We start from the raw sequence: 11,472 nt of genomic DNA, 5'->3' as shown, positions 1-11,472 counted from the left end.
GTCTCATTGCAGTTGCGCTGCTGCCCAGTCGGCCAGGGCGTCCACCCGTGCATCGGCCGGGCCATCCGGCCGCGCCAGCACCCAGAAGCCGCCGGTGGCGGTAAACCCCCACGGTGCGACCAGCCGGCCTGCTGCCAGATCTTCGGCCACCAGTGGCTCCGGTGCGATCGCCGGGCCCAGCCCGGCCACGGCTGCTTCCAGCAGGTAGTACAGATGTTCGAAAGCGGTGCCCAGCTGCAGCTTCGCGGTGTCCAGATCGTGCGCCTGCGCCCACGCCGGCCACGCCTGCGGCCGTGAGCTGGTGTGCAGCAGCGTTTCCTGCAGCAGCGCCGAGGGCGGTACCTGCCGCAGGCGCTGCGCGGCCGGATGCGAGGGTGCCACCACCACGCCGACCCGTTCCGGCGCCAGCTCACGCACCTGCCAGCCCCGTGGCCACGGCCCCTGCGCCAGCAGCAGCACGGCATCCAGCGCCGCCTGTGCTTCGGTGAAACTGCCATCCAGCGCCGACCACTGCAGGCGCACGCCGGGCAGGGCGGCCTGCAGCACGGGCAGGCGCGGGATCATCCAGCGCGCCAGTACGCTGCCGCTACAGCCCAGCACCAGTGCTGGGGCCGCCGTCGGCCGGCGCAGCTCGCGCACGCAGTCTTCGATGCCGCTGAACGCCTCGCTGCACGCGGCCTGCAGTCGCGTGCCCGCAGCGGTGAGGCGCAGGCCGCGGCCGGCACGCTGGAACAGCGCCAGGCCGAGATGGTCTTCCAGCAGCTTCAGTTGCCGGCTGACCGCGCCGTGGGTGACATGCAGGTCCTGCGCGGCGCGCCCAACCCCGCCCAGACGGGCGGTGGCCTCGAACGCACGCAGCGCATTGAGGGGAGGCAGCAGGGAACGACTCATGTGAGATTTCCTGACGATATGCGCCAGATAATATCCATTTTCCGGTCACGACCCGTGCGCTAGAGTATCCATCTGTCTCGAACCAGCGGTCGCTTCCATGTCTGCCTCCCCCATTGCCGACTACCACGCCTTCCCGGATGCCCAGGGCCACTTCGGCCGCTACGGTGGCAGCTTCGTCGCCGAAACCCTGGTCGGCCCGCTGCAGGAACTGGCCCAGGCCTATGACCAGGCCCGCCAGGACCCCGAATTCCAGCTGGCCTATGACCGCGACCTGGCCCATTACGTGGGCCGGCCGAGCCCGATCTACCACGCCCAGCGCCTGAGCGACCATGTCGGCGGTGCGCAGATCCTGCTCAAGCGCGAGGACCTGAACCACACCGGGGCGCACAAGATCAACAACACCATCGGCCAGGCGCTGCTGGCCGCGCGGATGGGCAAGAAGCGCATCATCGCCGAGACCGGTGCCGGGCAGCATGGCGTGGCCAGTGCCACCGTTGCCGCGCGCTTGGGCCTGGAATGCGTGGTGTACATGGGCGCCACCGACATCGAGCGGCAGAAGATCAACGTCTACCGAATGAAGCTGCTCGGTGCGACGGTGGTGCCGGTCACCTCCGGCTCGGCCACCCTGAAGGACGCGCTCAACGAAGCGATGCGCGATTGGGTGACCAACGTGCAGGACACCTTCTACATCATCGGCACCGTGGCTGGTCCGGATCCGTACCCGCGCATGGTGCGCGATTTCAACGCCATCGTCGGCCGCGAAGCACGCGAGCAGATGCTGGCCGAGTACGGCCGCCTGCCGGATGCGATCACCGCCTGCGTCGGCGGCGGCAGCAATGCCATCGGCCTGTTCCATGCCTTCCTCAACGATCGCCAGGTCGAGATCGTCGGCGCCGAAGCTGCCGGTGATGGCATCAGCACCGGTCGCCATGCCGCCTCCATCGCGGCGGGTCGCCCCGGCGTGCTGCACGGCAACCGCACCTATGTGCTGTGCGACGACGACGGCCAGATCATCGAGACCCACTCGGTATCAGCCGGCCTGGACTATCCGGGTGTCGGGCCGGAGCACGCGTTCCTGGCCGATACCGGCCGCGCACGCTACCTCGGCATCACCGATGAGGAAGCGCTGCAGGCCTTCCACCTGCTGGCGCACACCGAAGGCATCCTGCCGGCACTGGAGTCCAGCCATGCGCTGGCACAGGCGATCAAGCTGGCGCGTGAGCGACCGCGTGACCAGATCGTCCTCTGCAATCTGTCCGGCCGTGGCGACAAGGACGTGCATACCATCGCCGCGCGCGAAGGGCTGGTGCTGTGAGCGCGCTGCTGCGGAACAGTGGCGTGCTGCTGCTGGCACTGGGCTTGGCTGCGTGCCAGCCGCCGGAGCCGCCGGTGCTGGCACCGGCCGCCAAGGCCACCACGCAGCCTGTGCAGCAGGCCGCCAACGATGATCTTGACCCGATGGCGCGTACGCCGATCGACGATCCGCCGTCTGTGGAAGATAAGGACAGCGATGACGCGCCCGCGGTGGCCTCGGTGGCGCTGGACCATGCCGGCGAGGTGCTGATCGGCCAGCATATGACCGATCTGAAGGCACTCGGGCCGTGGACCGCGCAAGGGGCGGTCGAAGCCATCGGCGGCAGTTGCGAGTACTACGACGGCAAGGGGCTGCCGCCGGGCGTGTCGATGATGACCGACGACGATCGCGTGGTCCGTTTCGATCTCGGCCTGGATCCGGAGAGCGGGGCGCCGACCCAGCAGCCCGGGCCGTTCGGCCTGCGTGTCGGCATGACCCGCGCCCAGGCCATGGCCCAGTTCCCGAAGCCGCCGGTATCCAGCCCGCATGCCTACGACGGTGACCAGGGCGAGTACCTCACCTGGCAGGACCCGGGCTCGGCCCTTGGCATCCGCGTGGAACTGTTTGAAGGGAGGGTCATCCAGATGTACTGGGGGACCAGCGATGCGATTGAACTGATTGAAGGATGTGCCTGAGATGCCTGTATCCCGACTCGATGCCTGTTTCCAGCGACTGCGCGAGCAGCAGCGCAAGGCGCTGATTCCCTTCATCACCGCCGGTGATCCCTCGCTGGAGGCCACCGTGCCGGTCATGCACGCGCTGGTCGATGCCGGTGCCGATGTGATCGAACTGGGCGTGCCGTTCTCCGACCCGATGGCCGACGGCCCGACCATCCAGCGCAGCTCCGAGCGCGCGCTGGCGCGTGGTGCTGGCAGCCGCTACGTGCTGCAGGCCGTTGCGCAGTTCCGCGAGCGTGACGCTCAGACGCCGGTGGTGCTGATGGGCTACCTGAATCCGGTGGAGATCCATGGCTACGCGGCCTTCGCAACGGCAGCCGTGGAGGCAGGTGTGGACGGCGTGCTGCTGGTCGACCTGCCACCGGAAGAAGCCGGCGAAGCGCAGCAGGCCTTCGATGCAGCGGGCCTGGCACTGGTCCTGCTGGCGTCGCCGACTACCAGCGAGGCGCGCGCCGACAAGCTGCTGGCGCTGGCCCGTGGCTACCTCTACTACGTCAGCTTTGCCGGTGTCACCGGCGCGTCCGAGCGCCTGGACAGCGATGCCGCCAGTGCCCGCCTGCAGGCGTTGCGCGCGCGTGCTTCGGTGCCGGTGGTGGCCGGCTTCGGCATCAAGGATGCCGACAGTGCTGCGGCGATGGCCCGCCAGGCCGACGGCGTGGTGGTCGGCAGCGCGCTGGTGGCGGCGCTGGCCGAAGCGGGCTCGGCTGAAGAGGCCGCACAGCGCGCTCGAACCTTCCTGGCTCCGCTGCGGCAGGCGCTGGACCAGTAACGGTAGCGCCGGGCCATGCCCGGCGGTGCGGGGCGCAAGGGTATCCGCCGGGCATGGCGCGGCGCTACCCGCACGGCGTTGCCGCGCTAAACGTACGTCCCAGCATGGTTTTTTCCGGCGGCCCCGTGTCCGGCAAGGGGGTGCACGGGCGGGGAAAGCGGAGCTAGACTGTCCGCCTTTGCGGCCCTTGGGCCGCCCTGAACGGAAGTGTCCTCCCGCATGAGTTGGCTCAGCAAGTTGATGCCGTCCGGCATCCGCACCGACAACACCCCCAGCAAGAAGCGCAGTGTCCCCGAGGGCCTGTGGGAAAAGTGCAGCAACTGCGGCAGCGCGTTGTACCGTCCGGAACTGGAAGAGAACCTGGAGGTCTGCCCGAAGTGCGGCCACCACATGGCGATCCGCGCACGTGCGCGCCTGGCCGCCCTGTTCGACGCCGACAGCACCACCGAGATCGGTGCGCGCCTGGGCCCGACCGACCTGCTCAAGTTCAAGGACCAGAAGAAGTACAGCGAGCGCATCAAGATCGCGCAGAAGAACACCGGCGAATATGACGCGCTGATCGCCATGCGCGGTCTGCTCAAGGGCCGTGCACTGGTGGCCTCGTCCTTCGACTTCGCCTTCATGGGTGGCTCGATGGGCTCGGTGGTGGGTGAGCGTTTCGCGCTGGCCGCCGAAACCGCGGTCGAGATCGGCGCCCCGTACGTGTGCTTCTCGCAGAGTGGCGGTGCGCGCATGCAGGAAGGCCTGTTCTCGCTGATGCAGATGGCCAAGACCTCGGCCGCGCTGGGCAAGCTGCGTGAAGCGGGCCTGCCGTACATCTCGGTGCTGACCCACCCGACCACCGGTGGTGTGTCGGCCTCGTTCGCGATGCTGGGCGACATCAACATCGCCGAACCGCAGGCGCTGATCGGCTTCGCCGGCCCGCGCGTGATCGAGCAGACCGTGCGCGAGAAGCTGCCGGAAGGCTTCCAGCGCTCGGAGTTCCTGTTGGAGCACGGTGCCATCGACCAGATCTGCGACCGCCGCGAAATGCGCGACCGCCTGTCCGATCTGCTGGCAATGCTGGGCCGTCAGCCGGCGCCGGAGGTGGCGTGATGGGAGGCCGCAAGTACTTCGGTACTGATGGCATCCGTGGGCGGGTCGGCCAGGGCGTGATCTCGGCCGACTTCGTGCTGCGCCTGGGCAATGCCCTGGGCCGTGTCCTGGTCACCCAGCGCGGCCAGGATGGGCGCCGGCCGATCGTGGTGATCGGCAAGGACACCCGCATTTCCGGTTACATGTTCGAAGCGGCACTGGAAGCCGGCCTGGTCGCCGCCGGCGCCGACGTACAGCTGCTGGGGCCGATGCCGACCCCGGCGGTGGCGTTCCTGACCCGCACGCTGGGCGTGGACGCCGGCATCGTCATCAGCGCCTCGCACAACCCGCATTACGACAACGGCATCAAGTTCTTCTCGGCCCAGGGCGAGAAGCTCGACGATGCCACCGAACTTGCCCTGGAAGCGGCGCTGGACGTTCCGTTCACCACCGCCGAATCGGAGAAGCTGGGCAAGGCATCGCGTGCGCGTGAAGCGGTCGGCCGCTACATCGAGTTCTGCAAGGCCAGCGTGCCGCGCGCGTTCGACCTGCGTGGCGTGCGCCTGGTGCTGGATTGCGCACACGGCGCCACCTACCAGATCGCACCGCTGCTGTTCCGCGAACTGGGGGCCGAGGTGATCGGCATCGGTGCCGAGCCCAACGGCGTCAACATCAACGCCGGTGTGGGTTCCACCCATATCGACAACCTGGCGGCCAAAGTCCGCGAGACCCGTGCCGATCTCGGCATCGCGTTCGATGGTGATGGCGACCGTGTGCTGATGGCCGACGACCAGGGCAACCCGGTCGACGGTGACGACCTGCTGTACATCCTGGCCCGCGCCTGGAAGGACGAAGGCCGCCTGCGCGGCCCGGTGGTCGGCACGCTGATGAGCAACTACGGCGTGGAGAAAGCTTTCGCCGATCTGCAGATCCCGTTCGTGCGCAGCAACGTTGGTGACCGCTACGTGCACCAGGCATTGGTCGAAGGCGGCGGTGTACTCGGTGGGGAAGCGTCGGGCCATCTGCTGTGCCTGGACCGGGCCACCACCGGTGATGGCATCGTCAGCGCTCTGCAGGTGCTGGTCGCGCTGCGCAACAGTGGGCAGACCCTGCGCCAGGCACTGAAGGGCCTGGTGCGGGTGCCGCAGAAGACCGTCAACGTGCGTCTGGGCAATGTCTCGGCCAAGGCCACGGTGCAGTCTGAAAGCGTGCAGTCCGCGCTGGCTGTGGCGCAGCAGGCCGTAGCCGGCCGTGGCCGCGCGTTCCTGCGGCCGTCCGGTACAGAGCCGGTGGTTCGGGTCACCGTGGAAGCCGATGACGCCACGCTGATGCAGCAGACGCTGGACCGCTTGTCCGCTGCGGTGCGTGAAGCCGCCAGCTGAGGCGACTGCACATCCGTACAAAGAAAACGCCCCGGAATTCCGGGGCGTTTTCTTTTGCGGCGGCCAGGGTGGATGGCGTGTTCAGGGCCCCGGCACCATCTTCTTCTGGCGTGCCTTGAACCCATTGAACAGCGGCGCGATCAGCGGGTTGTAACTCAGGCGGATGCGCTTGCGCAGCCAGTTGGCCGGGCGGTTGCGGATCGCGAAACGATAGATGCGTTCCGGGTCGCCACCGATCACGTTGCGGCCGAACGGGTGGGTGGTGTGCAGGTAGCGGAAGCCCTGCTCGCGCGCCACTTCGATGTGATCCTGGTCGAAATCACCGTACGGCCAGCACAAGGTATCGGACACGTCGCCAAGCTTGTCCTGCAGGACTTCGCGCGAGATCGCCAGATCCCGGCTCAGGCCCGCGCGGCGCTGCGCACGGTCCAGATCGTCACGGCGCAGCCAGCGGGTGTGGGTATGGGTGTGGCAATGCACTTCGAAGGTGCCGGCGGCGATGGCCGCACGTGCTTCGCTCCAGCGCATCATCACGTCGTCACTGCGGTCCTGCTCGTAGATCGCCGCTTCGCAGCCGCGATGGTCCGGCGTCGAAGGCAGCGTCGCTCCGGCAATGCCGGCATGCGGACGTTCCGGGCCTTCGCCCATCCAGCCGGTGACCACGAACACCACGGCATGCATGCCGTACTTCTGCAGGATCGGATGGGCATACACCCAGTTGTCCAGGTAGCCATCGTCGAAGGTGATGACGATCGACTTGCGCGGCACCGGCTTGCCGGCCAGGAAGCCGGCGTACTGGTCCAGCGTCAGTGAGGTCCAGCCATTGCCTGCCAGCCACGCGATCTGGCTTTCGAAGTTTTCCGGCGACACGGTGATCATGCCCGGCGAAGGGCTGACATGGTGGTGCATCAGCACCGGAACGGTTCGCGCATCAGCCATGTCCCAGCTCCTTCAGCCACTGGTGGTAGTAGTGTTCGGTGGCTTCACCGTGGCCGTCCGGCGTGAAGCGGTGCGCGCCGTGCATCCAGTCCCAGCCAGCGCGGCCCATCTGCCGCCGCCGTTCCGGGTCGTCCACCAGCAGGCGCAAAGCACCTGTCAGGGCGGCATTGTCTCCCAAACGGGTGAGGATCGCATTGCTGCCATCGACCACCATCTCCGGCACGCCACCCACCCGCGTGGCTACGATCGGTACGCCCACATAAGCCGCTTCCAGGAACACGGTGCCGGCCGCTTCCTTGTGCGAGGCCAGCGCGAAGATGTCGAAGCCGGCCATCAGCCGGCAGGCTCCATCGCGGTAGCCGAGCAGGTGCACCTGGCGCTGCAGGCCGTGCTCGGCGCACATCGCCTGCAGTCGTTCCGTCACGGCCTGGCCATCACCGACGATCACCAGGTGCAGGTCCGGGTTGGCCTTGCACAGCGGGATCATCGCCTGCAGCAGGTCGGCATGGCCCTTGGGCTCGCGCAGTACCGCCACGCAGCCGACCACGATGTCCTGTTCGCCGAAACCGAGCTCGGCACGCACCTGCGCGCGCGCGTCCTGCAGGCACTGCCAGGGATCGGCCTTGCGGATCTCGCTCCAGCGCGGCGGAACCGCGATAGGCGGCACGATGCCGATGCGCTCGGCCGGAATGCCACGGTCGGCCAGCAGTTGCTTGACGAAACTGCTGACGGTCAACACCCGGTGCGGAAGCCCGGTATAGGTCAGCAGCGAATTGACCGGGCTCATCAGGTGGCGCGAGCGCACCACCAGCGGCGTGCCGCCCAGGCGTGCACCGGCGGCGGCGATCAGCGCATCGCGGCGGCTGGTGGTGTTGACCACGTCGTAGCGTTCGCGACGCACCAGTCGCGATACCGACCACACGCCGCGCAGCAGGCGCGCCAGGCCTCCCATGCGCAGCGTATGCACGGTGAAACCGTCGTCGCGTGCCAGTGTGGCCAGGCGCGCATCGGGCTGGCACAGCAACGACACTTCATGGCCACGCGCGCGCATCACCTGCATGTGCCGGAAGATGTAGATCTCCTGCCCGCCCATTCCCTTGGCGGCTTCGGTATGCAGGATGCGCAGCGGACGGTTCATGCAGGATCGGTCCTTGAAGTTCAGCGGTTGCGGAAGCGGGTCAGCGCTTCCCATGCGGAGCGGATGGCGGCGGCGTCCGGCGCCTGCTGCGGCAGCGGACGGTAGTGCCGGTCGAGCGCGGTGGCATTGCCGAACTTGTCGAACACGTAGATGGCATCGCCATGGCGTACCGCGCGCTGCGACCAGCTCTCCACCACCAGCGCACGTTCGCTGGTGGTGGGCGCGGCCAGCAGGTCCTGGCCAGTACTGAAGTCGCTCAGTGCGTTCTCGCAGCCCAGTGCGTGGCGCATCAACGTCGGCACCCAGTCCTCATGCGAACTGGTGCGCATCTCACGGCCGCTGGCCTGGCCTGGCCAGTGCAGCACGAACGGCACCTGCAGCTGGTAGTCGGAGAAGTTGCCGTTGTGGCCCCAGTAGTTCAGCTTGAGGTCGTTGAACTCTTCGGCATGGTCACCGGTGACCAGCACGATGGTGTTCTCGGCCAGGCCTTGTGCGCGAAGGTCGTCCAGCAGCGAGCCGATCAGGCTGTCGGCGTAGTGCACGGCGGTGCGGTAGCGGTTGAGCTCCGGCGTCGGGTCGTGGTCCGGGCCGAAGGACAGGAAGTCGATCTCCTTGGCCATCGGCGTGGCCACCGGCGGGTAGCTGGCGGGCAGGTGGTAGCCGGCGTGGGTGGAGTCGAGGAACACGAAGCCGAACCACGGGTGCTGCGCGGCCTGGCTGGTGCGGATGTCGTTCTGCAGCGCGGTGACGATGGCTGCGTCACGCTTGTCGGGTGTCAGGGCGGAGGGGCCCTGGTGCAGCTGGTCGCGTACGTCGGCGAAGGCGGTGCGGTCGAACTCCGGGCTGTACAGCGGCGCGCTGCCGTACAGGTGCAGGTCGTAGCCCTGCTGGCCCAGTACCTGGAACAGCTGCGAGCCGCGCTGTTCGTCCAGCATGCTCTGCCAGTAGCCGCCGGGCAGGCCGTAGAGCAGGCCGAACAGGCCGTAGCGGGTGGCGTTGCCGGTGCTGAAATGCTGGTCGTACACGCGCGAAGCCTGTGCCAGTGCCGTCGTATTGGGCATCAGCTGCGGCGTCATGGCGTCCTGGCGCAGCGACTCCAGCACCACCATCAGCACATTCGGCCGATGTGGGTTCTGGCAGCGCAGGGGCTGCAGCGGATACAGCAGCTGCGCATGGCGCGGGTCAGGCAGGCCAGCCTGCTGTTCGCTGACAACGCCCAGTTTGCGCATGAAGCTCTTGGCGGTGATCGGCTGCGCCCAGGGCAGGTAGTTCCACTGCGCGATGACGTCACGGTCGCCGCGGGCATCGTAGTAGGCGGTGGCGACCTGGCCCCCCCCCATCAGCAGAGCGACCACCGCCCAGGCCTGCAGGACCCGGCGGCGGCGGGGCAGGGCGGGCAACAGCTTCCAGCATGCCCAGGCCAGCAGGCCTTCGGCGGCGAAGATGGCGGCGACCAGCAGTCCGGCCTGCAGCCAGGTTTTCCAGGACAACGCGACCTGGTCCTGCAGCGCGCCGCCGAACACCATGTTCACCACCATGGCATTGAGGTGGAACCGGTACAGAGTGAAAACCTTCGCATCAACCAGCAGCAGGCACAGCCACAGGCCCTGCAGCAGCACGGCGCTGATGCTCAGCGTGCGCGCGCTGCGCTGCCACAGGCCCAGCAGCAGCGGCAGCAGGCCTGCGAGGGCACCGAAGGCGAGCAGATGCCCCGGCAGAGCGACGGACAGGTAAACCAGGCCGATTGCGCCACCGGGGTTGTCGGCCAGCGGTACGTTGCCGAGCGTGATCGCCATCGCCAGCAGCGCGTTGCCGGCCACGAACAGCGACCACCAGGCCAATCGGCGCCAGTGACGTGCCGGGCCGGAGGGCAGGGAGGTGTTGGCAGAAGGAGCAGCAGGGCGCATGAAGGACGGAGGCGGCAGGTGGAGCAGGGGCGGGAGTCCCGGTTGTGACGGAATCGTTAATCCGCGCGCGGGTTGCGCATTGTATCGGTTTGTTTCTTCGTATCGAGTGGCGTCCCCCGGGCGATCTGTCACAATGTTCAGGTGGGCCATGAATGCGCTGGCCCTTCCAGACCCAACGACAAGCCAGGAACCGCTGTGAGCCAGATCCCCACCCTCGACATCACCCGTTTCGACAGCGACCGCGAGGCCTTCGTGGCCGAGCTGGGCGCGGCCTACCGCCAATGGGGATTCGCGGGCATCCGCAACCACGGCATCCCGCAGGCCGACATCGACGCGGCCTACGATGCCTTCAAGGCCTTCTTCGCCCTGCCGGAGGAGGTCAAGCGCAAGTACCACGTGGCCGGCAGTGGCGGCGCCCGCGGCTACACCCCGTTCGGCGTGGAGACCGCCAAGGGCTCCAAGCATTTCGACCTGAAGGAGTTCTGGCACATCGGTCGCGAGATCGCCGACGACTCCAAGTACCGCGACGTGATGGCGCCGAACCTGTGGCCGACCGAGGTCGAGGGCTTCCGCGAGCGCGGTTACGGCCTGTACCAGGCGCTGGACAACCTGGGTTCGCGCGTACTATCGGCGCTGGCCCTGCACATCGGCCTGCCGGAAGACTTCTTCGCCGACAAGACCAACTTCGGCAACTCGATCCTGCGCCCGATCCACTACCCGCCGATCACCACCGACGACATCCCGAACGTGCGCGCCGGCGCGCATGGCGACATCAACTTCATCACCCTGCTGGTCGGCGCCAGCGCCGCGGGCCTGGAAGTGCAGTCGCACGAGGGCGAGTGGGTGCCGTTCACCTCGGACGCGGACACCATCGTGGTCAACATCGGCGACATGCTGCAGCGCCTGACCAACCACGTGTACCCGTCGACCATCCACCGCGTGGTCAACCCCCCGGGCGAGCTGGCCCGCCAGCCGCGCTACTCGGTGCCGTTCTTCCTGCACCCGAACCCGGACTATCTGATCGACGTGCTGCCGTCCTGCGTCACCCCGGAGAACCCGAGCCGGTACCCGGAGGCGATCACCGCCCACGGCTTCCTCGAGGAACGCCTGCGAGAGATCAAGCTGAAGTAATGAGAAGTGAGGCCGCCGAAAGGCGGCCTTTTTCTTTAGCAGGGCTGCGCCCCGCACCCGCAGAGGCCAAAGCCAAAGCCAAAACGGCTCTGGGATGTTCCGTGGGGAGGCGGGGGGGGGGGGGGGGGGGGGGGGGGGGGGGGGGGGGGGGGGGGGCGGGGGGGGGGGGGCGGGGGGGGGGCGGCGGGGGGGGCCGCCCCGCCCGCCCGC

The 11,472-nt window shown here is 68.0% G+C and carries 10 protein-coding genes; 6 read left to right on the top strand and 4 right to left on the bottom strand.

The window, feature by feature from the left end; all coding sequences use genetic code 11:
* Window positions 1-3: 3 nt before the first annotated feature.
* Window positions 4-891, bottom strand: a complete 888-nt coding sequence (locus V3B64_RS10250; RefSeq protein WP_032128249.1) for a LysR family transcriptional regulator — start codon at window positions 889-891, stop codon at window positions 4-6.
* A gap of 97 nt (window positions 892-988) precedes the next feature.
* On the opposite strand from V3B64_RS10250, the gene trpB reads away from it, so the two are divergent.
* From trpB to glmM, 5 genes are all read left to right on the top strand, one after another.
* Complete coding sequence (trpB, locus tag V3B64_RS10245) at window positions 989-2,206, top strand: tryptophan synthase subunit beta (protein WP_032128250.1); 1,218 nt, start codon at window positions 989-991, stop codon at window positions 2,204-2,206.
* Complete coding sequence (locus tag V3B64_RS10240; protein ID WP_317217431.1) at window positions 2,203-2,880, top strand: hypothetical protein; 678 nt, start codon at window positions 2,203-2,205, stop codon at window positions 2,878-2,880. The genes trpB and V3B64_RS10240 overlap by 4 nt, the downstream gene beginning before the upstream one ends.
* Window position 2,881: 1 nt before the next feature.
* A complete protein-coding gene (gene trpA / locus V3B64_RS10235) occupies window positions 2,882-3,691 on the top strand; it encodes a tryptophan synthase subunit alpha (protein ID WP_285303114.1) in 810 nt (269 codons plus the stop codon).
* Between the two features lie 219 nt (window positions 3,692-3,910).
* A complete protein-coding gene (gene accD / locus V3B64_RS10230; protein WP_005410473.1) occupies window positions 3,911-4,786 on the top strand; it encodes an acetyl-CoA carboxylase, carboxyltransferase subunit beta in 876 nt (291 codons plus the stop codon).
* Window positions 4,786-6,147 (top strand): phosphoglucosamine mutase, encoded by a 1,362-nt coding sequence (glmM, locus tag V3B64_RS10225; RefSeq protein ID WP_329914092.1) that lies wholly within the window; start codon window positions 4,786-4,788, stop codon window positions 6,145-6,147. Before accD ends, glmM begins: the two co-directional genes overlap by 1 nt.
* 81 nt (window positions 6,148-6,228) lie before the next feature.
* Here the strand turns inward: glmM and V3B64_RS10220 are convergent, their stop codons facing one another.
* The 3 genes from V3B64_RS10220 to V3B64_RS10210 are packed head-to-tail and all read right to left on the bottom strand — an operon-like array spanning window position 6,229 to window position 10,131.
* Window positions 6,229-7,086: a polysaccharide deacetylase family protein gene (locus V3B64_RS10220; protein ID WP_032128254.1), complete on the bottom strand. Its 858-nt coding sequence runs from the start codon at window positions 7,084-7,086 to the stop codon at window positions 6,229-6,231.
* Window positions 7,079-8,224, bottom strand: coding sequence for a glycosyltransferase family 4 protein (locus V3B64_RS10215; RefSeq protein ID WP_032128255.1), 1,146 nt, complete (start codon window positions 8,222-8,224; stop codon window positions 7,079-7,081). The genes V3B64_RS10220 and V3B64_RS10215 overlap by 8 nt, the downstream gene beginning before the upstream one ends.
* 20 nt (window positions 8,225-8,244) lie before the next feature.
* On the bottom strand, window positions 8,245-10,131 hold the full coding sequence (locus tag V3B64_RS10210) for a DUF3413 domain-containing protein (RefSeq protein ID WP_329914091.1): 1,887 nt from the start codon (window positions 10,129-10,131) through the stop codon (window positions 8,245-8,247).
* 195 nt (window positions 10,132-10,326) lie between these two features.
* Here V3B64_RS10210 and V3B64_RS10205 point away from each other — a divergent pair, with 195 nt between their 5' ends.
* Entirely contained in the window at window positions 10,327-11,262 is a 936-nt protein-coding gene (locus V3B64_RS10205) for a 2-oxoglutarate and iron-dependent oxygenase domain-containing protein (protein WP_329914090.1), read from the top strand.
* The last annotated feature ends 210 nt before the right edge of the window (window positions 11,263-11,472 follow it).

This window comes from Stenotrophomonas sp. SMYL86, assembly GCF_036320025.1.
In the GTDB taxonomy this organism is placed as follows: domain Bacteria; phylum Pseudomonadota; class Gammaproteobacteria; order Xanthomonadales; family Xanthomonadaceae; genus Stenotrophomonas; species Stenotrophomonas maltophilia_A.
This window is presented reverse-complemented; position numbering and strand designations above follow the sequence as displayed.